Below are 23,856 nucleotides of genomic sequence, written 5' to 3'. Positions count from 1 at the left end.
GTTTTTATATGGCATGTAACATAGGCGCCAACGATGTGGCCAACTCCATGGCCTCGGCGGTCGGCGCAAATGCAATCACCTTGCGCCAGGCCATATTCATTGCGGGGATATTGAACATTGTCGGCGCCACATTCATCGGCTCCCATGTCACCAACACGATTCGAAAAGGAATCGTTTCAACCGACATTTTAAAAGATCCGCAACTGGTGCTAATAGGCGCTTTATCGGCGCTTTTATCCGCTTCGTTGTGGGTGAGTTTCGCTACCTGGAGATCCCTGCCGGTTTCAACCACCCATTCCATCGTCGGCGGTGTCATGGGGGCCGGAATCGCTGCGGCAGGCTTTTACTCGGTGAACTGGCCGACCATGGGCAGCATTGCCGCGAGCTGGGTCATTTCGCCGATCTTGGGCGGTATCATCGCCGCCGGTTTCCTGGCCTTCATCAAGACCTTCATCATTTATCAGGACGACAAGATCGCCGCTGCCCGCCGCTGGGTTCCCGTCCTGATCGGCGTGATGGCAGGTGCCTTTGCCAGCTATTTGGCCCTCAAGGGGTTGAAGAAGATCATCAAGATAGACATGCCGATCTCATTGGTGATCGGGGCTATCGTCGGAGCGATTGTCTGGCAGATCATGAGACCGATCATTCGGCGCCAGTCGGAAGGTATGGAAAACCGCAACCAGTCGCTTCGTACGCTGTTTTCGGTTCCTCTTGTGTGTTCCGCCGCGCTTCTTTCCTTTGCGCATGGTGCGAATGACGTTGCCAATGCGGTCGGTCCGCTGGCTGCAATCGTGCACACCGCCGAGCTTGGCGATGTCGCATCGAAGGTCAGCATTCCGCTTTGGGTGATGGCCGTTGGCGCCTTCGGCATTTCCTTCGGTCTGCTGCTGTTCGGCCCGAAGCTGATCGCGATGGTCGGTCAGCAGATCACCAAGCTGAACCCGATGCGGGCCTATTGCGTGTCCCTGTCCGCCGCCATCACCGTTATCATTGCCTCGGGTCTCGGTCTGCCGGTCAGCTCCACCCATATCGCGGTGGGCGCGGTTTTCGGGGTCGGGTTCTTCCGCGAATGGTTCACGGAACGCTCCAAACTCCGGTTGGAATACGTCAACAAGCACGACGGGACCGAACGCAAGGAGGTCCGCCCCGTCCGTAACCGCGAGGAACAGGCCCGCAGGCATCTGGTCCGCCGTGCCCATTTCATGACCATTGTGGCCGCATGGGTGGTGACCGTTCCGGCTGCCGCGGTCCTGTCCGCTGCACTTTATTTCGTCATGGTGAAGCTGATCGCCTGATCCTAACCGGCCAGATGTCCGGCTGGCTCCAATGTCAGGTCGGCCCAGACAGGCAGATGGTCGGAGGCTACCCGGGCGGTCTTGGATTTATGGACGCCTGCCTGCTGAACGGTGAACTCCGGACTGGTGATGATCCGGTCCAGGCTTCCGACGGGCAGGGGGCTAGGAAAACTCCGGCCGGGTGTCGTCACTTCGTAGCGCTCCTCGAACAGCTTTATGCTGCCCGCCGTATCGCGCCATTCGTTCAGGTCGCCAATCAGAACCGTCGGAAGATAGTCGAGGTGTTCGTGCAACTGGTGCATGAGTGAGGTGATCTGCTTTTTGCGGAAATGGCTCACCAGACTGAGATGCATAGCCGCGACCCGGATCTTCTCCCCACCCACATTGACGTCGACAGCAACAGCCCCTCGTGGCTCCAGGGTGGGCAGCTCGATGCGCCGGTGATCCAGAATACCGATGGTGTTGCGCACCAGAATGGCATTGCCGTGCCAGCCGAGGCTCCTGTCGGAGGTGGCGAAGGGCACCGGGCGGTAGTCCGTCTGTTCAAGGATGATGTCCCGGTCGAGCGTGCTTTCTCGCGGCCCGAACCTCTTGTCGGCTTCCTGCAAGGCAAGGATGTCGCAATCCAGCTCCCGGATAACCTTCAGCGTCCGGTCGGGGCGCCGCCTGGCATCGACGCCGATTGCTTTTTGAATGTTGTAGGAACCGATCTTGAGCATTCCGACAGGTTTGCGGCCTCTGTGGAGGTTTGGCAAGGGCGCAAATGCGAAACTCACGCAGCAATGAACGGATCATTGCCCCGACGGAAAAGCCCTCGGCTCTGTTCCGAGCCGAGGGCCAAACCTTGACCGGGAAAAGGACGTTTCCCCGAATGTTGGATAATCATTCCGCACCGTGCAGCGGGGCTCAGGCGGCGGCCAGTTCCCCGGCGGACTGCACCAGAATTCCGGCAACATAGTCCATGAAAGACACCCAGGCTTCGACAACGAATGTGTCTTCGCCCGTGCGCCAGACCATGACCGGAGACTTGTGGAAGATCGTGCGGGTCACGGTGCCGACCGGGAAGGTTTCCAGCGAAAAGTCGATGAAGATCCCGGTGTTGAGCAGCCAGACCGCTTTTTCGCCGCTTACGATGACGGCATCAGACCGCTCTGAAACATTGACCAAGGCGTGCGGTTCGTCGCCGAGCTTCTCCTCAATAGCAACGAAAACCGCCTGAAGTTCGTCTTCCGGCGCCAGCAGGGTCCATTCATCGGGCCCGAGCCACAGTGCGGCCCGTTTGGCGGCTACTGTGGAGGACTGCGGTTTGACCGGCAGTTCGACGCCGAAGGCATCGCCTGCTGTCTTCAAGGAGGTTTCCCGCGCCCGGAATGAAAGCCGCGCCATCGGGGCAGCCTTCAGGATTGAAACGCCACCCAGGCTGAGAAGCGGTGCCTCGCCGGCGTCCGGCGTGATCAGATCGCTTGCCAGAAGATCAGACATTGAGCCGTGCTCCTTCCTTGTCGTAGAACACCGTGCCGGTCACTTCGACCGGGATGCTGCCGTCCGGCATCGGCACATAGAGGGTTTTGCCTTCCAGCGCATGGCCGTTCTTGACGATGGCCAGGGCGATCGTGCGGTCAAGGGCCGGGCTGTAGTAGGACGAAGTCACATGGCCTTCCGCCGGCGTGCCGGTGGCCGGGTTTTGAGCCACGGTGATCTGAGCACCTTCTTCCAGTTTCACTTTCGGGTCCTTGGTCAAAAGACCCACGAACTGCTTGCGGTTTTCAGCAACCAGATCCGGGCGTTCCAGCCCCCGCTTGCCGACAAAGTCGAACTTCTTCTTGCCGATGGCCCAACTCATGCCGGCATCCTGTGGTGTGACGGTGCCGTCCGTGTCCTGGCCAACGATGATGTAGCCCTTTTCGGCGCGCAGCACGTGCATGGTTTCCGTGCCGTAGGTGGTGCCACCATGCTTTTCGATTGCCTTGGCGAGTGTCATCCACATCATCTTCCCGTGACGGCGCGGCACGTTGATTTCGAAGCCGAGTTCACCGGTGAAGGAGATGCGGAAGAGACGACAGGGCACACCGCAGAAAGTCGCTTCCACCACGCTCATGTGCGGGAAAGCCTCTGCAGAAAGGTCGACGCCTTCAATGAAGGGCGCGATTACTTCGCGGGCCTTCGGGCCCTGCACGGCGGCAACGGCAAACTGTTCCGTCGTCGAGGTGATCCAGACATTCAGGTCCGGCCATTCGGTCTGGAGGTAGTCCTCCATCGTGGCAAAGACGCTCGGCGCTCCGCCGGTTGTCGTAGTGACATGGAAGCGGTCTTCCGCCAGGCGTCCGATGACGCCGTCGTCGGTAATGAAACCGGCGTCGTTGAGCAAGAGGCCATAGCGGCAGCGGCCCGGTGCGAGTTTCTTCCACGGGTTGGTGTACATCCGCTCCAGGAATTCGGCCGCGTCCGGTCCCACAACCTCGATCTTTCCGAGGGTCGAGGCATCGAACAGGCCGACGCTTTCACGGGTCGTCTTGCACTCGCGCGCAACCGCCGCATGCATGTCTTCGCCGGCTTTCGGGAAGTACCAGGTGCGCTTCCACTGGCCGACATCCTCGAATACGCCGCCGTTCTTCACGACCCAGTCATGCGACGGGGTCTTGCGGACCGGATCGAAGAAGTCGCCACGGGAGACGCCTGCAAACAGGCCGAAGGTTGTCGGTGTGTAGGGCAGGCGGAACGTGGTGAGGCCCACATCCGTCACAGGCCGCTGCAGCGCACCGGAGGCGATTTCAAGCGCGTTCATGTTCGACAGGCGACCCTGGTCGGTGGCCATGCCGGTGGTCGTGTAGCGCTTGATGTGTTCGATGGACTGCATGCCTTCGCGTACTGCCAGCTTGACGTCCTTTGCGGTAACGTCGTTCTGGTAGTCGACCCAGGCTCTTACTTTGGAGGCATTCCGGTCGTGAGGCAGGGCGCCAAGCGTGCCACCCAGGCCGGCTTCACCGCCCGTCGCGGTGACGCGGGTAACCTTCGCGGATTTTCCGATGGCGGCCTTTGCAGCCTCTTCCCCGGCGGCAAAGCCGTCCTCCAGCGTCTCCTGCAGGCCATAAAGGCCCTTGGAAGCACCGGCGGAGCGTTCGTTCTGAACGGATTTGCCCGGGACATAAGCACCCTTTTCTGCGTCCCAGACGACTTTGCCGCGAGACTGGGAATAAAGGCTGACAGTCGGCGTCCAGCCGCCGGACATCAGCAGGGCATCACAGGCAATCTGGCCGCCGGAGGCAACCTGGCCGGAGGTCATCATGCGGCCGAGAAGAGCAGCCTTGATCCGCTTGCGGCCGAGGGTGCCGGTCACCACGCAGCCGGATTCCACCCTGATGCCCCGTGCCTTGGCGATGGAAACCAGGTTTTCCGGCGGCGTCTCGCGCAGGTCCACGATGGCAGCCACTTCAACGCCGTGGTCTGCGAGGTCGAAGGCGGCCTGCCATGCGGTGTCGCAGGCAGTGGCGACCACCACCTTGTTGCCCACCTTGACGCCATAACGGTTGAGGTAGGTCCGGCCGGCTTCGGCGAGCATGATGCCCGGCCGGTCGTTTTCCGGGAATACCATCGGCCGCTCGATCGCGCCGGCGGCAATCACGACTTCCTTGGCCCGCACTTGCCACAGGCGTTCGCGCGGCAATCTTGGGTCCGGATCGGAGAGGTGTTCGGTCACCCGCTCGGCGAGCGACAGGTAGTTGTGCGCGAAATAGCCGAAGGCGGTGGTGCGCTTGAGCAACGTGACGTTGTCCATTGCGCCAAGTCTGGCGATGGTTTCTTCCACCCAGGCAGACGGCTCCTTGCCATCGATGCTGGCGCTGGTTTCGGTCAGCAGCGAGCCGCCGAATTCCGCCTGTTCGTCGCACAGGATGACCTTGGCGCCGCTCTCAGCCGCAGCCAGAGCCGCCGCCAGACCGGCAGGGCCGGAGCCCGCGACCAGAACGTCGCAATGGGCGTAGAGGTTGCCGTAGAAATCGTGATCCGGGTTCTTCGGCGGTTTTCCGAGACCGGCCGCCGCGCGGATGACCGGCTCATAGATCTTGTCCCAGAAGGACTTGGGCCACATGAAGGTCTTGTAGTAGAAGCCCGCCGGAAAAAGCGGCGACATCAGGTCGTTGACAGCGCCGATGTCGAAACCGAGCGAGGGAAAGCGGTTCTGCGAGATGGCTTCCAGCCCCTTGTAGAGCTCAACCTGCGTTGCGCGCAGGTTCGGGGTCTGGTCGCCCTTGCGATAAACGCCGACAAGTGCGTTCGGCTCTTCCGAACCCGCGGTGATGATCCCGCGCGGCCGGTGGTACTTGAACGACCGGCCGACAAGGTGCACGCCGTTGGCGAGCAGCGCGGAGGCAAGAGTATCACCCTTGTGGCCGTGCATCTCCTCGCCGTCGAAGGTGAAGGTGAGTTGCTCGGCGCGGTCGATCCGGCCGCCTTTTTCAGTACGGAATGGCTGGCTCATTTGCCGGCCTCCTTGGCAATCGTTTCAAGATCCGGCATCGGTTCGCCAGCCTTGTAGAACTTCAGGAAATTATCGCTGACCGTGTCGCGCACAGCGTTGAAAAAGCGGCCGCAACCATGAATATGGCGCCAACGCTCTGCGTAGACGCCCTTGGTGTTCGAGCGCATGTAGAGATAGTCGACCCAGCCCTCGTCGGAGACCTTGGATGGGTCTGCCGGGCGGGCGATATGGGCTTCGCCCCGGCAGGCGAATTCCGTTTCCGCGCGTGTCACGTCGCAGTAGGGGCAATAAACCAGCAGCATCCGATGAAGTCTCCCCTTAGTGCGCCACTGCGGCAGCTGCCGCTTCGTCGATGAGGCGGCCGGTGCGGAACCGGTCGATGGTGAAAGGTGCGTTGATCCGGTGTGGCTCGTCCTTGGCGATCGTATGCGCAAAGACATGACCTGATCCCGGCGTTGCCTTGAAGCCGCCCGTTCCCCAACCGCAGTTGACGTAAAGCCCGGGTACCGGCGTCTTGGACAGGATCGGCGAGCGGTCCGGCGTCACGTCCACGATGCCACCCCAGTTACGCAGCATGCGCATGCGGCGGAAATGCGGGAAAAGCTCACAGATCGCGTCGATCGTGTGGTTGCTGATGTGAATGCCGCCGGTCTGGGAATAGGACACGAACTGGTCCGTGCCCGCGCCGATCACCAGTTCGCCCTTGTCGGACTGGGAGATGTAGGCGTGGATCGTGTTGGACATGACCACGCAGGGGAACGCCGGTTTGACGGGTTCTGAGACGAGCGCCTGCAGCGGGAAGGATTCCAGCGGCATGCGAACGCCGGCCATGTCCATGATCGTGGTGGTATGACCGGCGGCAACAACACCGACCTTCTTGGCCTTGATGAAACCCTTAGCCGTTTCAACCCCTTCAACGGCGCCGTTGGCTCCACGGCGAATGCCGGTGACCGCGCAGTTCTGGATGATATCGACACCGAGGGCATCGGCGCCCCGGGCATATCCCCAGGCCACCGCATCGTGGCGCGCCGTGCCGCCAACACGCTGAAGTGCCGCCCCCATCACCGGGTACCGGATGTTCCTGGAGATGTTCAACGGGGGACAATATTCCCTGGCCTGCTCCGGCGTCAGCCATTCGTTCTGCACACCGGCAAGACGATTGGCATGGATGTGCCGCTGCGCTACCTGAACGTCGTGCACCGTGTGGGCCAGCATCATCACGCCGCGTGCGGAATACATGACGTTGTAGTTCAGTTCCTGGGACAGGTTTTCCCAAAGGCCGATGGCGTGGTTGTAGAGCCCCGCGCTTTCTTCCCAGAGATAGTTGGACCGCACGATCGTGGTGTTACGGCCCGTGTTGCCGCCGCCGAGCCAGCCTTTTTCGATCACGGCGACATTGCGCACGCCGTGCTCCTTGGCAAGATAATAGGCTGTCGCCAGTCCATGGCCGCCGGCACCGACGATAACGACGTCGTACTCGGCCTTGGGCTCCGGTGCCCGCCACTGGCGGCCCCAGTTCTGGTGCGCGGAAAAGGCGTTCTTCGCCAGTTCCAGGAAGGAATAACGCTTCATAAAGCAGCGGCTCCGCACGTTGGCGGCCGGATTTTCCGCAATTTTCGGAAAGCCGGCCTGTCTAGTTCACATCGCATGCGATCGCGACCATACCGAATGCGGTCTAGCCCCGTCCATTGCCGCGCATATTCGCGATTGCACGAACGCTCTCCTATAAGGTTTCAGTCGCTTGCTTGTCAGAATGCGACATAGGTGTCCAAAGCCGTCCGAACATTGACCGGAACAGTGGGGAAATAGCGGAAAAACAAGTGTTTTCCGATATGCGTGGCCGTATTTGATGATCGCGTTTTTCCAACGAGTTGCGCATTCCCGACACTGAATGCCGCTTCGGTTCTTGCATTTGGTCCCCTCGGGGGTAACTCTCCCCCAAACGCATTCAACAGGGAGATCCAACCATGGAAGTTCGTGCAGCCGTGGCCGTTGGGGCCGGCAAACCCCTCGAAGTCACCACCGTGAACCTGGAGGGCCCGCGGGCGTTCGAAGTGCTGGTTGAAGTCAAGGCGACCGGTATTTGCCACACGGATGAGTTCACCCTGTCGGGTGCGGATCCGGAAGGGCTTTTTCCGGCGATTCTCGGTCACGAGGGCGCCGGTGTGGTGGTGGAAGTCGGACCGGGCGTCACTTCGCTCAAACCCGGCGATCACGTCATTCCGCTCTATACGCCCGAGTGCCGGCAGTGCGAATACTGCCTCAATCCGAAAACGAATCTCTGCCAGTCGATCCGGGCCACCCAGGGGCAGGGCCTGATGCCGGACGGTTCGTCCCGCTTTTCCACGCTCGATGGCGATCCGATCCTGCATTACATGGGCACATCGACCTTCGCCAACTACACGGTCGTTCCGGAAATCGCGCTGGCGAAGATTCGCCCTGACGCGCCCTTCGACAAGGTTTGCTACATCGGCTGTGGCGTTACCACCGGCATTGGTGCGGTGATCAACACCGCCAAGGTGGAAATCGGCTCGCGCGCCATCGTCTTCGGCCTGGGCGGCATCGGCCTCAACGTCATCCAGGGTCTGCGTCTTGCCGGTGCCGACCAGATTGTCGGGGTTGATCTCAATCCGTCGAAGAAGGAGATGGCCGAGCGATTCGGCATGACTGACTTCGTCAACCCGAGCGAAGTGGACGGTGATCTGGTGGCCTATCTGGTGAACCTCACCAAGGGTGGGGCGGATTATACGTTCGATGCGACGGGCAATGTCGGTGTCATGCGCACGGCACTGGAATCGGCCCACAAGGGTTGGGGCGAAAGCATCATCATCGGCGTGGCGCCAGCGGGGGCCGAAATCTCCACCCGGCCGTTCCAGCTGGTGACCGGCCGGTCCTGGCGGGGCACGGCTTTCGGCGGCGCGCGCGGTCGCACGGATGTTCCCAAGATTGTCGACTGGTACATGGACGGCAAGATCGAGATCGACCCGATGATCACCCACACCATGCCGCTGGAAGACATCAACAAGGGTTTCGACCTGATGCATGCGGGCGAGTCGATCCGCTCTGTCGTACTCTACTGATGTTCCAAGCCGGAACGGTGTTCCGGTACCAATCATGTCACCCCGGACGCCGCGTGGCGGCGATCCGGCGTGACACCTCGGGTCACAACGGCTCTCGAAAGTGAACTGAAAAGAAGATGAAAACTCTATCGGAAAACAGGGCCTTTGGCGGTGTCCAGGGCGTTTACAGCCATATGTCCGAGGTCTGTGATTGCGAGATGACCTTCGCGGTCTTTATGCCTCCTCAGGCAAAGGACGGACCGGTGCCATGCCTCTGGTATCTGTCGGGCCTGACCTGCACCCACGAGAACGCAATGACAAAGGCAGGCCTTCAGGCCCATGCGGCGGAATTCGGGCTGGCTGTCGTCTTCCCGGACACCAGCCCGCGCGGCGAAGGCGTCGCCAACGACGAAGCCTATGATCTGGGGCAGGGGGCCGGCTTTTATGTGAACGCCACGGAAGATCCCTGGAAACCCCATTTCCAGATGGAGAGCTATGTCGCCAGCGAATTACGCGACCTGGTTACCGAGAGTTTTGCCGTTTCCGTCCATCACGGTATCACCGGTCATTCGATGGGCGGTCATGGCGCGCTGACGCTCGCCATGAAATATCCGGGGCATTATCAATCGCTCTCCGCTTTTGCGCCGATTGCCAATCCGACCCGGTCGGACTGGGGGCGGAAGCAGCTTGGCGCCTATCTCGGTAGCGATGAAAACCAATGGGCAGGCCACGATGCAACTTTGATGTTGAAGGAAAAAGGCTGGAGCGGCGACGTCCTGATCGACCAGGGCGCGGACGACCAGTTTTACGATCTGCTGAAGCCGGAGGCGCTGGTCGCGTCGCTGGTGGAAACCCGGACAGCGCATTCTTTCCGTCTTCAGAACGGATATGACCATTCCTACTACTTCGTCTCCACCTTCGCACGGGATCATGTCGCCTGGCATGCGGAGCGTCTCAAGGGGTAAGCCGCCGTCAGCTTGCCTGAGGGGCACTACAGTGCAGCTATCTGGGCTGGAGCCGCAGCGCGCTGATCGCAAGCACGATCCAGCTCAGAATCACAAGCCCGCCGCCGATCGGAGCCGACATCGGAAAAAGCCGGTGGTCGAAGACGATGCGGGCGGCAAGGTCTCCGCAAAAGAGCACGAGACCAAGCGAAAGGACTGTTGCGGCGACCGGCAGGAACGGAGCACGCCTGACCTGAGACAGGAGACCGATTCCGAGAAAGACGGGCGCATGCGCAAGCAGCATTTGTGCAATCGTGGTCAGCAGACCGGAGGCTGTTGCATGCGCCGAGAGGGCTAGGCAGACGACACCGAGCGCACCGGATAGGCCGGAAAGCGCAACGCAGATTCGCAGAAGCGGTCTTGTTCCTGTGGACGTCTGTGAAGCGTTGGGAGCGGACATTGCTTTTCCAAAGGATCAATACGCCCGGCCCTGACGGCCGGGCTGTGCTGGTTCAGGTCGGAAATCCGCGTTTTTCGAGAAGTGCCTCCACTCTCGGAGCGCGTCCACGGAACGCCACATAGGCATCCTCCGGATCCTGCCGACCGCCGGCGGAATAGATGAAGGTCAGCAGTTTTTCTGCGGTTTCCGGATCGAAGACATCGCCTTTTTCCTCAAAAGCCTCGAAGGCGTCCGCGTCCATGACCTCCGACCACATGTAGCTGTAGTAGCCGGCCGAATAGGCATCGCCTGAAAAGACGTGCTGGAAGTGTGGAATGCGATGGCGCAGTGTGATCGCCTTGGGCATGCCTATCTTTTCGAGTTCGATTTTCTCAAACGCGTCTATGTCGAGCTTCGCCGGATCTTTCAGCAGGTGCAATTCCAGATCGACGAGGGCGGAAGACGTGTATTCGACTGTCTCGAAGCCCTTGTTGAAATTCGAGGCGGCCAGCAACTTGTCCAGCAGGTCCTGCGGCATCGGTTCGCCGGTCTTGTAGTGGACGGCGTATTTCGAAAGCACTTCGGGCACCGACAGCCAGTGCTCATAAAGCTGGGAGGGGAGCTCGACAAAGTCGCGTGCGACACTTGTCCCTGAAATCATCGGGTAGGTCACATTCGACAGGAGCCCATGCAGCCCGTGTCCGAATTCATGGAAAAGCGTACGGGCGTCATCGAAGGTAAGGAGCGAGGCCTCGCCCGGTGCGCCCTTGGAGAAATTCATCACGTTGACGATGATCGGTGTGACCTCGCCATCCAGCCTGTGCTGTGAGCGGAAAGCGCTCATCCAGGCACCAGACCGTTTCGAGGCTCGGGCGAAATAGTCGCCAAGGAACAGGCCGACGTGTTTGCCGTCCTTGCCGGAAACCTCAAAGACACGGACGTCGGGATGGTAGACGGAAAGGCCCTCCAGTTCCTTGAAGGTCAGGCCGAATAGGCGATTGGCCGTGTCGAAGGCGGCCTGAATGATGTTGTCGAGCTGCAGGTAGGGTTTCAGCTCGGTCTCATCCAGGTCATGTTCGGCCTTGCGCACCTTTTCGGAATAAAAACGCCAGTCCCAGGGCGCGATTTCATGATTCTCGCCCTGGCTTCGCGCCATTTCCGCAAGCTTGGCTTCCTCGGCACGGGCCTGTTCGACAGCCGGTTCCCAGACCTTGGTGAGCAGACCGCGCACATTGTCCGGTGTTTTCGCCATGGTGTCGTCGAGTTTGTAGGCGGCGAAATTGGCAAAGCCCAGCAGAGAAGCCATTTCCGCCCGTAAGGCGAGTGTTTCCCGGATAATGGCCTTGTTATCGGTTTCACCGCCGTTTTCACCGCGCGCCGTCCAGCCTTTGAATGCTTCCTCCCGCAGGCGGCGATTGGTGGAGAACTGCAGGAACGGCTCGATGGAGGAGCGTGAAAGCGTAATGACATGCTTGCCCTCAAGCCCGCGTTCCTTTGCGGCCTCCGCAGCAGCGGTCAGGAGAAAATCGGGCAACCCCGCGCGGTCTTCCGCCGTTTCCAGTACCAGTTGAAAATCGGCCTCGTCCTTCAGGACGTTCTGGGAGAACTGCGTGCCGAGGATTGCAAGCTTCTGGGAAATCTCGGCCATGCGGACCTTGCCGGCTTCATCAAGCCCTGCACCGGCGCGCTGGAACATCTTCTGATAGCGCTCGAGGACCCGAGCCTCCTCCGCAGAAAGGTCAAGCGTCTCACGCTCTTCCCACAGCGTCACGACCCTTTCGTAAAGCTTCGGATTCAAAAGCATGTCGGAAGATAGCTTGGCGAGTTTGGGCGCTATGTCGCGCTCTATTCTCTGAAGGTTTTCATTAGTGTGAGCCCCCGTCAGGTTGAAAAAGACACGCGCGACTTTTGTCAGTGTCTTGCCGGCTGTTTCCAGGGCGACGATGGTGTTTTCGAATGATGGCGGCGCAAGCTGATTTGCGACCTCCTCATTTTCCCTCCGTGTTTCTTCTATCGCCAAATCAAAGGCCTCTTCGAAGTGAGACGGCTGAATGTCTCCGAACGGAGGCAACTCAAACGGCGTTGTCCAGTCGGCAAGGAGGGGATTGGCGGTCATGGATTTCCTCGAATGTGAAAGGCTTTGTCGGAAAGATATGGCGCGAAGAACGTCGGGTTCCAAGTGACGAACGCCCGCAAGCGCGGATTCACCACATGCTTTTCGCCGCACGTTCAGGCCACTCCGCGTCATAGGTCGTGCCGTCGAAACTTTCCTTGATTTCCTTCAGGATCATTCCCGGTGTCGGCAGATCGTCTGCTGCAGACCGGGATTCCGGAGCCCAAAGATCGGCCCGAAGAATGGCCCGGGCGCATTGGAAATAGACGGATTCAATCGTGACGACGATGACCGACCGCGGTTCCTTGCCTTCCTTTTCGAAAGAGGCGAGCAGCTTCGGCTCGACGGACACCACCGCCTTGCCGTTTACCCGGAGCACGTTGTTCCAGCCCGGCACCATGAACATGAGCGACACACGCGGGTCGCGCACGATGTTTTGCAGGGAATCGATCCTGTTGTTGCCGCGCCGGTCTGGCAGCAGCAGGGTTCTGTCGTCCCTGATGCGTACAACGGGTTCGTCATCGCCTCGCGGTGAACAGTCGAGGCCTTCCGGTCCGCAGGTCGAAAGCGCGCAGAAACGGGCAGATTCGACTATTTTCCGGTAAGCGGCACCAAGATGGTCGATCTCTTTGATGAAAGAAGCTTCACCCGCTGTTCCGTAATGCGAGTGAAGGGCCTCAAGGGAGGTCAGAATGGTCATGATGCATGTGTCCGGGCGCGAGAGGACGGGAGAACGGGCGGGGAAGCGATCTTACTGTTTCACCGGCATACCCGTCAATTTTGCCAATTGCTCACCTTCCGGCGCCGGAACCTAAAACTTTGGTCTAAATGCTTGAAGAATTTTCGCTTTTTAACTCTTACGTCAAAGTAAGGGTGCGGTGCAAAAGAAAAGTGGATTAAGTTGTTGCAGGCATGTCTTAAAACGAATGCTGCAATGCGAAGTCAAGTCTGTTCGACCCCAGGTCTTTAGCCGTGATTACTTCGAAAGTCTAAAGGGTTAGCGGGTGTGGTCGATCCGATAGTCGTATTGCTGATCGAATAAAGTTTTTTCTACAGTCCCCACAGCTTGCACTTCTGGCGCAGAGGATCCGGAAATTCGGACGGGGAACAGGCCAGGGATGCTTGCAGCTGTGCAGCTATTGCCGGTGGGTCCGGGGTGGATCCGCCATGCCTTTCTGGGAGGAAAGTATGAGCTTAATTCGTAAACCCCTTAATCGTCGTTCTATTCTTCGCGCTGGTGCGATGGGTGGCGCCGTTCTGGCAACACCGACCATTTTCACAAGCCGGGCCTGGTCGGCTGGTTATCTGAACGAACCGACAGGGTCGGAAGTCGTTTTCGGTTTCAACGTGCCGCAGACCGGTGCCTACGCTGACGAAGGGGCAGACGAACTGCGCGCCTATCAGCTGGCCGTCAAGCACATCAATGGTGAAGGCGACGGCGGCATGCTGAACACCTTCTCCTCCAAGGCGCTTGGAGGCAACGGTGTGAATGGCAAGAAAGTCACCTATGTGACCGGCGACACGCAGACCAAGTCTGATGCGGCACGTGCGTCCGCCAAGCGCATGATCGAAAAGGACGGCGCCATCATGATCACCGGCGGTTCGTCCTCCGGCGTGGCGATTGCCGTTCAGTCCCTGTGCCAGGAAGCCGGCGTCATCTTCATGGCCGGTCTGACCCACTCCAACGACACCACGGGCAAGGACAAGCGCAAGAACGGTTTCCGGCACTTCTTCAATACCGAAATGTCCGGCGCCGCGCTGGCTCCGGTGCTGAAGAACGCCTTCGGCACCGACCGCAAGGCCTACCACCTGACCGCGGATTACACCTGGGGCTGGTCTCAGGAAGGGTCCATCAAGAAGTACACCGAAGGCATGGGCTGGGAAACGGTTGCTGCGGTCCGCACCCCGCTCGGTGCAGGTGACTTCTCCCAGTACATCACGCCGGTGCTGAACTCTGGTGCCGATGTTCTGGTTCTGAACCACTACGGCAAGGACATGGTGAACTCCCTGACCCAGGCCGTCCAGTTCGGCCTGCGCGACAAGCAGGTCAACGGCAAGGACTTCGCAATTGTCGTTCCGCTGTATTCCCGCCTGATGGCTCAGGGTGCCGGTGAAAACGTCAAGGGCATCTTCGGGTCCACCAACTGGCACTGGTCGCTGCAGGACGAAGGCTCGAAGGCTTTTGTCAAATCCTTCGGTCAGGAATACGGCTTCCCGCCGAGCCAGGCAGCTCACACCACCTACTGCCAGGCGCTGCTTTATGCCGACGCGGCACAGCGTGCCGGAACGTTCGATCCGTGCGGTATCGCCGCGGCTCTGGAAGGCTTCGAGTTCGATGGCCTCGGCAACGGCCCGACCCTCTATCGTGCAGATGACCACCAGTGCTTCAAGGACGTTCTGGTCGTGAAGGGTAAGGAAAACCCGAGCTCCCAGTTCGACGTTCTGGAAGTGGTCGAAGTCACGCCGCGCTCTCAGGTCGAATACCCGGCCGAAATGCTCGGCGGCGAACTCGGCACCTGCAACAACGGCGCATAAGTCTTTGAAGAACAGCAGCCGCCGGAGGCCCGGCCACCGGCGGCTGCAGTCATATTTGGGGCTTAACGCTAGGTAATCAGCGGCAAAATCATGGACGTGATCATTCTACAATTGCTCAACGGGCTGGATAAGGGTGGCGCCTACGCGTTGATCGCCCTTGGACTGACCCTGATTTTCGGAACACTCGGTGTCGTCAACTTCGCTCACGGGGCATTGTTCATGCTCGGGGCCTTCTGCGCGGTTTCCTTCAACGCGCTGCTGAGCCTTGAGCTTGTGACCACCGACCCGGACAAGACCACGGCCTGGGGCACGCCGCTGGAAATCCGCACGCCCTATGTCGAAGCCTATCTGGGCGACTTCGGTGCCTGGGTACTCAACTATTCCGTTCCGGTCTCGATTCTCCTAGCCGTTCCAGTCATGCTTCTGGTCGGCTTCGTCATGGAACGCGGCCTCATCAAGCATTTCTACAACCGTGCTCACGCGGACCAGATCCTGGTGACCTTCGGTCTTGCGATCGTCCTGCAGGAAATCATCAAGTCAATCTATGGCGCGAACCCGATCCCGCAGAGTGCTCCTATCGCCGTACGCGGCGCAGCCGACATTGGTGCCGCCCTTGGTTTTGATCCGGGCGTGATCGTCTATCCCTACTGGCGCATGGTGTATCTAGGCTTTGCCGCTGCCGTTATCGGCGCCGTCTTTGCCTTCCTGCAATTCACGACATTCGGCATGGTCGTGCGGGCGGGCATGGCCGACCGGCACACCGTTGGTTTGCTCGGTATCAATATCGAAAGGCGTTTCACGATCGTCTTTGCCATTGCCGCCGTGGTCGCAGGACTTGCCGGTGTCATGTATACGCCGATCTTGCCGCCCGACTATCACATGGGCATGGACTTCCTGGTGCTCAGCTTCGTTGTCGTCGTCGTCGGCGGCATGGGATCGCTCCCCGGTGCCGTGCTGGCAGGCTTCCTGCTGGGCATCCTCCAGTCCTTTGCATCCATGAACGAAGTGAAGGCAATCCTTCCTGGTATCGATCAGATCATCATCTATCTGGTGGCTGTGGTCATTCTCCTCGTGCGTCCGCGCGGGCTGATGGGCCGCAAGGGCGTAATGGAGAACTAAGAACATGGGAACGAAAATGTCTCCAGCACGCGATCTGCTTCTATTCGGCATCTTTTCCGCAGCGGTTCTCACCATGCCCGTGTGGCTGACGCCGCTCGGAGCCGGCTACCCGGATCTTCTGCAGAAATTCGCCATCTACGGCCTGTTCGCCACCGGCTTCAACCTGCTCTTCGGGCTGACCGGATACCTGTCCTTCGGTCACGCGGCCTTCCTGGGGGTCGGATCCTACACGGCGGTCTGGACGTTCAAGCTTCTGGGAATGAATCCGATCCCGGCCGCAATCATGGCGGTGGTCACCTCAGGCCTGTTTGCGCTTGCCATCGGATATGTGTCGCTGCGCCGTTCAGGTATCTACTTCTCGATCCTGACGCTCGCTTTCGCGCAGATGTCCTACAACCTTGCCTATTCGGTGCTGACACCGATCACCAATGGCGAGACGGGGCTGCGTGTCCTGCAGAGCGATCCCCGCATTCTCGATACAGGAGGGGCTTCCGACGGCCCGTTGCTGGCGAACCTCTTTGGCATCGAAATGACCGGCTGGGGCGGCTTCTATTTCTGCGCGGTTATCCTGCTGATCGGCTTCTTTGTCGCTCAGCGCATCTTCCGCTCGCCTTTCGGCATCATGCTGAGGGCTGTGAAGACCAACCAGAACCGGATGATCTACACCGGCCTCAATCCGCGTCCTTACACTCTGGCCGCTTTTGTCATCTCCGGCATGTATGCCGGTCTTGCCGGCGCGCTGCTGTGTATCACCGACCCGCTGGCAGGTGCCGAGCGCATGCAGTGGACGGCATCTGGCGAAGTGGTTCTGATGACCATTCTGGGCGGTGCGGGCACCTTGCTCGGCCCGGTCTTCGGTGCCGCACTCATCAAATACTTCGAGAACATCTTCTCCGCTTTCAACGAACAGACGCTGCATGAGATCTTCAGCTTTCTTCCCGATTTCCTGGAAGTCCCGGTTGTCGCCGTGTCCAGCCTGTTCGTCGGCGAAGGCTGGCACCTGACGCTAGGCGTGCTGTTCATGCTGATCGTGATCTTCCTGCCGGGAGGCATCATGGAAGGTTTCGCACGGATCGGGCGCCTGTTCCGGCGTTCGGCTTCCAAAGCTGAACCCAGCCGCGCGACTGCCCCGGCCGAGTAAGGAAAGAAATCAAATGGAAATCTTGCGCGTAGAGGGTGTGAACAAGTCGTTCGGCGGTTTGAGAGCCCTCAACAATGTGAACTTCTCGGTGGAAGAGGGGACCGTGCACGCGATCATCGGCCCCAACGGGGCAGGCAAGTCGACCTTCCTGAACTGCATGATCGGCCGCCTGGCCCCGGATACGGGCAGTGTGATGTTCGGTGACGTTTCGCTCACCGGCATGAAGCCCTACGAGATCAACCAGATCGGCGTGTCCCGCGTTTTCCAGACGCCGGAGATCTTCTCCGAACTCAGCCTTCTGGAAAACGTCATGATCCCGACCATGGCGAAACGCGACGGCCAGTTTGCGCTGCATGCCTTCAGGCGGCTGGACCAGGACGCCGAAATCCGTGACAAGGCGCTTCACATGCTTGAAGACGTCGGGCTGGCCGAGAAGGCGGACAACATTGCCGGATCGCTGTCACGTGGTGACAAGCGCCGGCTTGAACTGGCCATGTGTCTCTCCCAGGATCCCAAGCTCCTGCTGCTCGACGAGCCGACAGCAGGCATGTCCCGGGCGGACACCAACAACACGATTGATCTCCTGAAACGGATCAGCGACCGCGGCATCACCAAGGTGGTGATTGAACACGACATGCACGTCGTGTTCTCGCTGGCCGACAAGGTGACGGTTCTGGCTCAGGGAACCATCATCGCGGAAGGCAGGCCGGAAGAAATCAAGGGCGATCCGCGTGTGCAGGAAGCCTATCTTGGAGGAGCGCACCTGTGACCATTCTCGAAGATCAATTCAGCGGCAGGATCGCACCCGGCGTAAAACCGAAGAAGGCTGCAGGCACCGCGCCGGCGTTCTTCTCAGCCTGGGATCTGCATGCCTACTATGGCGAAAGCTATATCGTCCAGGGTGTCAGTTTCGATGTTCGCGAGGGGGAAATCCTTGCATTGTTGGGCCGTAACGGGGCGGGAAAAACGTCGACACTGCGCACCATTGCCCGCATGGACGACCCGCACCTGACCCACGGCGAAATCTGGCTGGATCACAAACCTCTTCACGACATGAAGAGTTACCTGGCAGCACGCAACGGTGTCGGTCTCGTACCGGAAGACCGTTGCATCATTCCGGGGCTGACCGTGCAGGAAAACCTGGAATTGTCCCAGATCGCAGAGCCCAAGGGCTGGTCGATTGAGCGGATCTACGAGCACTTCCCGCGCCTTGCCGAGCGCCGGGGGCAGGAAGCCGTGACCATGTCGGGCGGTGAGCAGCAGATGCTTGCCGTTGCCCGAATCCTCGCACGTGACATCAAGCTGTTGCTGCTGGATGAACCCTATGAAGGTCTGGCGCCGGTGATCGTTCAGGAAATTGAACGCATTCTGGAAGGCGTCAAGGAGCTCGGCATCACGACGATCATCGTTGAGCAGAATGCGATTGCCGCCCTTCACCTCGCGGATCGTGCAGTGATCCTGGATATGGGCGAAGTCGTTTTCGACGGTTCGGCGCAGGACGTTCTCGACAACGCGGAGCTGCGCCAGGAATACCTGGCCATCTGATCCGGACGATTGCCGTCAGCTTGAAAGGCCGGTGCATTGCGCCGGCCTTTTCTTGTTTGCCGCCAACCGTGTGACGTTTTTCGATTTGTCCTGAACAAGTCTGCCCTCCGTACGGCTTCTCGCTGTCTGCTGCTTGGACTGGGGAAGGGAATATGATTTGTTGCGCGCGACCATATCCTCGAACGGATGATCTTCGATGCTTCTCTTATCCGAACAACAGACCCGCGACGCTCTGCCATTTCCGGACCTGATCGACGCGCTTGACGGCATATTCCGCTCGGGCTGCGTCATGCCCACACGCCACCATCACGACATGGAAGTTCCCGGGGAACCGGATGCCACTATGCTTCTGATGCCCGCGTGGGTGCCGGGAGAATTTGCCGGCGTGAAGGTCGCGCACGTCTTTCCCGGAAACTCGAAACGGGGGATTCCCGCGGTTTCCGCGCAGTATCTGCTGTCGGACGCGAAGTCCGGCGAAATGCTGGCGCTTATCGATGGCGGCGAACTGACCGCCAGGCGCACTGCAGCCGCTTCCGCCCTGGCTGCCCGCTCCCTGGCGCGTGCCGATGCCCGCCATCTCCTGGTTGTCGGGACAGGCCGGCTTGCACCCAATCTGGTCGCAGCCCACATGGCGGTCCGCCCGATCGAGGAAGTCACCCTCTGGGGCAGGTCCAAAGAAAAGGCGGCAGAAGCAGTCCGGGAACTCGAGGCGCAGTTTCAGGTCACGTTCAACGTCGCGACAGATCTGGACGAGGCGTTGGCCAAGGCGGACATCGTCAGCGCGGCGACACTTTCTACCGAGCCGCTGATCAAGGGCGCTCTCCTGAGGCCTGGTACGCATGTCGATCTTGTTGGGGCTTTCAAGCCAAATATGCGCGAAAGCGATGACGATCTCGTGCGGCGGGCGGCAATCTTCGTCGATACGAAGGACGGCTGCCTGTCGGAGGGCGGCGACATCGTCCAGCCGCTGAAGGCCGGACTGATATCAAATGCCGATATCAAGGCCGACCTGTATGAGCTTTGCCGGGGTGAACATCCCGGCCGCCAGAACAGCGAGGACATCACGATGTTCAAGTCCGTCGGCGCGGCGCTGGAGGATCTTGCAGGCGCGATGCTTGCCTACAGAAACGCTCAGGGCTGAAAGCGGCTCACCCGAGTTCGAAGGTCGTGATGCCGAATGTCTGGTCCAGCGGCAGGTCCGGCGCTGGACCACGGTACATGCGGAACGTCTCGAATTCCGGCGAGAGCTCGTAGCGTTCCGCCAGAAGAAGCGCCGCCGCATTCGGCTCGGGCGTGTCCAGGATCACGGTCGCGCCCTTGACCTGCCCGGCAAGCGCCCGGAACAGCGTGTCGGCGATTTCAGGGCTATCGGCAAAGAGCGGACCTATCTTGAAACCCTCGTGGCATTTGCGGATGACGCCGTAGCCCATGACGTTGCCGTCTTCGACGAAGGCAAAACCCCGCCGGGTTTCGAGCGCCGGGTCGGTCCACTGCTTCAGAAATTCCTCTCTGGGCGCGGGGAAGAAGCGCCGGTCATAATCCCGGATCGAGGGAAACAGCCCCTGACCGAGCGGAGCAAGCCGCGCGTCCATCGGCGTGTCGCACAGCGACAGGCCGCACTGGCGGATGTTGCGGTAAACCGCCTTGAAGCCGTGCTGCGCGTAGCTTGCCGTCTGTTCCTTGACCGCATCGAGGCCGATCAGACATGAACCGAGATACCGCATGCCATGGTCCCAGATCTGGTGGCCATAGCCTTTCGTCCGGTGTTCGGGCTTGCAGATGTAAAGGCCGATAAAGCCGAAGGCATCACCATAGCGGACAGCCGAGATGACATTGATCAGTTCGCCGCCGATTTCACCGGCAAAATACCCTTGGGGGTCGGCGGCATAGAACGCGGGCCCGTCGTCGAGTCCGGGGTTCCAGCCTTCTTCCCTTGCCATGTCCAGGGCGATCCGGATTTCGTCTTCCCGCAGATTGCGGATTTCAAGCGGCTCAGACATCGGTGCTCCCGGGAAACTCATTGGACAGACTTTCCGTTCACCGTAAATCGACTCGCGCCGAAATGGAATTCGGGGCGCACGCTCACATGTGTCTGCCGGAGATCGGCCGCCAGCTGACGTCATTTCCGGTCCGGCTTGCGTCCGTCCGGCAAGTGTGCATCACTTTACTTTAGGGAAAGTCATTCCTTTCGGGGCAAGGGCACCGTTTGAGCCGGATCGCCATGCTTGTGAGTTTCGTCACAGACTCGAGCCAGCTCAAGCGCAAGTTTGATGGACAGAAGTTAGCGCTGAGGACGTTATGCAGAAGCGGTGTATGTCACGACCCGACCAACGGCCGTCCGACCGGCCGGCTTCAAGGACGGTTGCCATGTTGCGCCGGACCGTCAGGATCGGCCTGTTATCCCTGCCGCTCGGCTTGTCTCTGGCCGGGGGACAGGTCTTGGGAGCCACGACGGAAGACGTCGGGCGAAGAGTTGCTCTCGTCATCGGCAATCAGGACTACCAGTTTGTCGATCCGCTCGAAAACCCGCTGAATGACACCAGGGAAATTGCCCGTGTTCTGCGCGAGGCCGATTTCGACGTCACGCTGGGGATCAATCTCGGCAAGAAGGACCTGGAACACACCGTCAGGCGGTTCCTGAGGGCGTTGAACGACGGCGACACCGCGCTTTTCTATTATTCCGGACACGCCCTGCAGGTGGGCGATGCGAATTTCATCCTGCCGGTCGATGCGAAACTGTCCTCGCAGTACGATCTCGAGTTCGAAAGCCTCAAGGTTTCCCATCTGCTCGATTACATGAAGGCAGCCTCCAGCATGCAGATCGTGATGCTGGATTCCTGCCGCAACAACCCGTTTGAAATCGCCAGCCTTTACTGGGGGGAAGAGGAGTATTCGCTCGGGAAAACCCGGGGGCTCCGCCGCATTCCCAACAAGCTCGGGGCCTTTATTTCCTATGCGACCCGGCCGGGCCAGGTGGCCTATGACGGCGATGGCCCGATGAGCCCGTTCACTTCGTCAATCGTTGACAATGCCCTCGATCCCTCGCTCGAGATCAAGGAACTGATGACGAAGGTCCGGGACGAGGTCGTGCGCAAGACCGGAGGGCAGCAGATCCCTTATGAGGACTCAACGCTTGTCACCAGTTTCTATTTCGTTCCGCCCAAACCCAACCCGATCGTCACCGCCCATCACAGGGTCAGCGTTGCCGCCGGCAACAGTGCGGTCGCGCTCCACATTCCCGAACCGGTTCAGCCGGAAGGCGGCGTCATCGAGGCAACGCTGACGCTGTCGCCGGAAAAGGGGCAGTTGCAATTGCCTGGAGGCAGGACGGTTGCACAGGGCGATGTTCTGAAGGCGAAGGAGCTTGCGGCGCTTGAATTCGTGCCATCGGGTGCCGAGGCCGGCGATGTCGAACTGATCGGCTATGACGTCAAGGACGAATGGGGCGGCAGTGCATCGGCCATTGCCTCGATCATGATCGCCCAGGCCGAAACGGCTGCCCCCGAGACGGGCAGCGGGGAAGACCAGAAGGTTCTGCTGGACAAGGTCCTTGCCTGGCTCGAGGAGCGATCAACCACCGGTGCGGTTGAGGCCGAAATCGGTGTCGGACCGGTTCCCGTTTATGAGGACGCACCGGTCGAAGGCGTGCCGGCCACAAGTGATTGGCTGAAAGTGGTCTCCGTCGACAGCGATCTGCAGCTGTCGACCGAGGGACGTCCCTTGCAGCCCGGTGACCGTTTTCCCGTCGCAGCTCTGGCATCGCTGACCGTCAGGCCGCAAATCGGCAGTGAACGGGAAGCCCGTCAATTCGCTCTGGAAATCCCCTCCGACGGAGCGGCAAAGACCGTGACACAGATCGTGCAACCACGTGTCACCCTGTGCGACCAGCTCGCGACACAACCGTTTGACCTTCAGGCGGTCACAGAGGGCAGGCTTGCCAACGATCTGGACCCGCGTGAGGTCGACAAGGCCTGTGCGGAGGCCATGGCGGCCTATCCGGAGATCGGCCGGTTCGTGTTCCAGCATGGCCGCGGGGCTCTGGCGGCCGGTAATCTGGATCAGGCAATTTCAGATTTTCAAAGGGCCTATCAGATGGGCCACGTGCGCGCCGGCCAGGTGCTGGGGCGTATGTATTATCTCGGCGCCGGGATCGACAGGGACCGGAAAAAGGCCGTCGAGCTTTACCGGAAGGCAGCAGAACGCGGCGACGCCTATGCGCTGCATTCCCTTGGCATGGCCGAGATCAAGGGCGAGGGAACGCAGCAGAACGAGAAGGACGGTCTGGAAAAGCTGCTCCAGTCCGTCGAAGCCGGTCACACCTTCTCCTTCAATGCCATCGGCACCTTTTATGCGAATGGCGAGCACGTTGCCCAGAACGTGGAGAGAGCGGTCTACTACTACAATCGCTCAGCTGCCCGGGAAGACATCTATGGCTACATGAACGTCGGTACCCTCTATCGCGACGGCAAGGGCGTGCCGCAGGACTACGAGGCGGCGCTCGGCTGGTTCAAGAAGGCCCATGAAGGCGGCCACCCGGCAGCGGGAACGGCAATCGGTCTTTTGTATTTCAACGGGCAGGGCGTCGAGAAGAACCCGGACGAGGCGACGAAGTGGTTCCGCGAAAGCGCCCAGCGCGGCGACGCCTGGGGCGCCTACAACACGGCCTTTATGCTCGGGCAGAAATCGGGCGAGGCCGCGGGCCGCGACCGGATCCGGATGCTGGCCATGTCCGTTGCGGTCGATCCGTCATCTCCCGCCGCCAAACAGGGCCGGGACGGGCTCGCCAAGGCCGACGGGAAACTGAAGGCCAAGGTCCTGCAACAGGCCCTGACAGACCTCGGCTATGAGCCGGGGCCGGTTGACGGCCAGCCGGGGCGCAAAACGCGGGAGGCCTTGTCCAGCTTCTTCAAGGCGGAAGGAAGGTCATCGGTTCAAGGCGATGAGGCCCTGATCGCATTGGTCAAGGCTCAATGGGAACAGACTCGCCCGCGCTACGATTTGTTCTAAGGAGAGATGGGATGCGATCACTGTTTTATTCATTGCCGCTGACGGGACTGGCAACGTTGATGCTGGCTGGTTGTCAGACGGAACCGAACAATATCAGGCCTCTCACACCGGTCCCTGTTGCTACGCCAACCGCTGCGTCTACGACCAAAACCAAGTCCACCGACGATACCATCATCTACCGG

The 23,856-nt window shown here is 60.1% G+C and carries 19 protein-coding genes; 10 read left to right on the top strand and 9 right to left on the bottom strand.

Annotated elements, in window-relative coordinates; translation table 11 throughout:
* Window positions 1-1,295 (top strand): inorganic phosphate transporter (locus ACQY7U_RS21875; protein WP_428649320.1); only part of this gene is annotated, 1,295 nt, incomplete at its 5' end.
* Window positions 1,296-1,297: 2 nt separating this feature from the next.
* On the opposite strand, the gene ACQY7U_RS21870 is transcribed toward ACQY7U_RS21875, so the two are convergent.
* The 5 genes from ACQY7U_RS21870 to ACQY7U_RS21850 form a co-directional block, all read right to left on the bottom strand.
* Window positions 1,298-2,014, bottom strand: coding sequence for an endonuclease/exonuclease/phosphatase family protein (locus tag ACQY7U_RS21870; RefSeq protein ID WP_428649318.1), 717 nt, complete (start codon window positions 2,012-2,014; stop codon window positions 1,298-1,300).
* Between the two features lie 187 nt (window positions 2,015-2,201).
* Complete coding sequence (locus ACQY7U_RS21865; protein ID WP_428649315.1) at window positions 2,202-2,777, bottom strand: sarcosine oxidase subunit gamma; 576 nt, start codon at window positions 2,775-2,777, stop codon at window positions 2,202-2,204.
* On the bottom strand, window positions 2,770-5,772 hold the full coding sequence (locus ACQY7U_RS21860) for a sarcosine oxidase subunit alpha family protein (protein ID WP_428649313.1): 3,003 nt from the start codon (window positions 5,770-5,772) through the stop codon (window positions 2,770-2,772). Before ACQY7U_RS21860 ends, ACQY7U_RS21865 begins: the two co-directional genes overlap by 8 nt.
* A complete protein-coding gene (locus ACQY7U_RS21855) occupies window positions 5,769-6,074 on the bottom strand; it encodes a sarcosine oxidase subunit delta (protein WP_428649310.1) in 306 nt (101 codons plus the stop codon). Before ACQY7U_RS21855 ends, ACQY7U_RS21860 begins: the two co-directional genes overlap by 4 nt.
* Before the next feature lie 16 nt (window positions 6,075-6,090).
* The gene (locus ACQY7U_RS21850; protein ID WP_428649308.1) at window positions 6,091-7,344 is read right to left on the bottom strand and encodes a sarcosine oxidase subunit beta family protein; all 1,254 of its coding nucleotides are present in this window, start codon (window positions 7,342-7,344) and stop codon (window positions 6,091-6,093) included.
* A gap of 395 nt (window positions 7,345-7,739) precedes the next feature.
* Between ACQY7U_RS21850 and ACQY7U_RS21845 the strand changes: the two genes are divergently transcribed.
* Complete coding sequence (locus ACQY7U_RS21845) at window positions 7,740-8,852, top strand: S-(hydroxymethyl)glutathione dehydrogenase/class III alcohol dehydrogenase (RefSeq protein ID WP_428649305.1); 1,113 nt, start codon at window positions 7,740-7,742, stop codon at window positions 8,850-8,852.
* 116 nt (window positions 8,853-8,968) lie between these two features.
* On the top strand, window positions 8,969-9,796 hold the full coding sequence (fghA, locus tag ACQY7U_RS21840; RefSeq protein ID WP_428649303.1) for an S-formylglutathione hydrolase: 828 nt from the start codon (window positions 8,969-8,971) through the stop codon (window positions 9,794-9,796).
* Window positions 9,797-9,833: 37 nt separating this feature from the next.
* On the opposite strand, the gene ACQY7U_RS21835 is transcribed toward fghA, so the two are convergent.
* The 3 genes from ACQY7U_RS21835 to ACQY7U_RS21825 form a co-directional block, all read right to left on the bottom strand.
* Window positions 9,834-10,235 carry a DUF423 domain-containing protein gene (locus ACQY7U_RS21835; protein WP_428649301.1) on the bottom strand — a complete coding sequence of 134 codons (402 nt, stop codon included), beginning with the start codon at window positions 10,233-10,235 and terminating at the stop codon, window positions 9,834-9,836.
* Window positions 10,236-10,287: 52 nt separating this feature from the next.
* Window positions 10,288-12,330 (bottom strand): M3 family metallopeptidase, encoded by a 2,043-nt coding sequence (locus tag ACQY7U_RS21830; RefSeq protein ID WP_428649298.1) that lies wholly within the window; start codon window positions 12,328-12,330, stop codon window positions 10,288-10,290.
* Window positions 12,331-12,418: 88 nt separating this feature from the next.
* Window positions 12,419-13,027: a pyridoxamine 5'-phosphate oxidase family protein gene (locus tag ACQY7U_RS21825; protein ID WP_428649293.1), complete on the bottom strand. Its 609-nt coding sequence runs from the start codon at window positions 13,025-13,027 to the stop codon at window positions 12,419-12,421.
* A 488-nt stretch (window positions 13,028-13,515) separates the two neighbouring features.
* Here ACQY7U_RS21825 and ACQY7U_RS21820 point away from each other — a divergent pair, with 488 nt between their 5' ends.
* From ACQY7U_RS21820 to ACQY7U_RS21795, 6 genes are all read left to right on the top strand, one after another.
* On the top strand, window positions 13,516-14,862 hold the full coding sequence (locus ACQY7U_RS21820; RefSeq protein ID WP_428649291.1) for a substrate-binding protein: 1,347 nt from the start codon (window positions 13,516-13,518) through the stop codon (window positions 14,860-14,862).
* A 90-nt stretch (window positions 14,863-14,952) separates the two neighbouring features.
* Window positions 14,953-15,981, top strand: coding sequence for a branched-chain amino acid ABC transporter permease (locus ACQY7U_RS21815; protein ID WP_428649288.1), 1,029 nt, complete (start codon window positions 14,953-14,955; stop codon window positions 15,979-15,981).
* 16 nt (window positions 15,982-15,997) lie between these two features.
* Window positions 15,998-17,122, top strand: coding sequence for a branched-chain amino acid ABC transporter permease (locus ACQY7U_RS21810; protein ID WP_428649286.1), 1,125 nt, complete (start codon window positions 15,998-16,000; stop codon window positions 17,120-17,122).
* A gap of 13 nt (window positions 17,123-17,135) precedes the next feature.
* Complete coding sequence (locus ACQY7U_RS21805) at window positions 17,136-17,891, top strand: ABC transporter ATP-binding protein (RefSeq protein WP_428649283.1); 756 nt, start codon at window positions 17,136-17,138, stop codon at window positions 17,889-17,891.
* Complete coding sequence (locus ACQY7U_RS21800) at window positions 17,888-18,667, top strand: ABC transporter ATP-binding protein (protein ID WP_428649280.1); 780 nt, start codon at window positions 17,888-17,890, stop codon at window positions 18,665-18,667. The genes ACQY7U_RS21805 and ACQY7U_RS21800 overlap by 4 nt, the downstream gene beginning before the upstream one ends.
* A 196-nt stretch (window positions 18,668-18,863) precedes the next feature.
* On the top strand, window positions 18,864-19,808 hold the full coding sequence (locus ACQY7U_RS21795) for an ornithine cyclodeaminase family protein (RefSeq protein ID WP_428649277.1): 945 nt from the start codon (window positions 18,864-18,866) through the stop codon (window positions 19,806-19,808).
* Between the two features lie 7 nt (window positions 19,809-19,815).
* Here ACQY7U_RS21795 and ACQY7U_RS21790 read toward each other — a convergent pair whose 3' ends face one another.
* Window positions 19,816-20,667 carry a GNAT family N-acetyltransferase gene (locus ACQY7U_RS21790; protein WP_428649275.1) on the bottom strand — a complete coding sequence of 284 codons (852 nt, stop codon included), beginning with the start codon at window positions 20,665-20,667 and terminating at the stop codon, window positions 19,816-19,818.
* A gap of 367 nt (window positions 20,668-21,034) precedes the next feature.
* On the opposite strand from ACQY7U_RS21790, the gene ACQY7U_RS21785 reads away from it, so the two are divergent.
* Window positions 21,035-23,674 (top strand): caspase family protein, encoded by a 2,640-nt coding sequence (locus ACQY7U_RS21785; protein WP_428649272.1) that lies wholly within the window; start codon window positions 21,035-21,037, stop codon window positions 23,672-23,674.
* The last annotated feature ends 182 nt before the right edge of the window (window positions 23,675-23,856 follow it).

Source organism: Roseibium sp. (genome assembly GCF_050301095.1).
Taxonomy (GTDB): Bacteria; Pseudomonadota; Alphaproteobacteria; order Rhizobiales; family Stappiaceae; genus Roseibium.
This window is presented reverse-complemented; position numbering and strand designations above follow the sequence as displayed.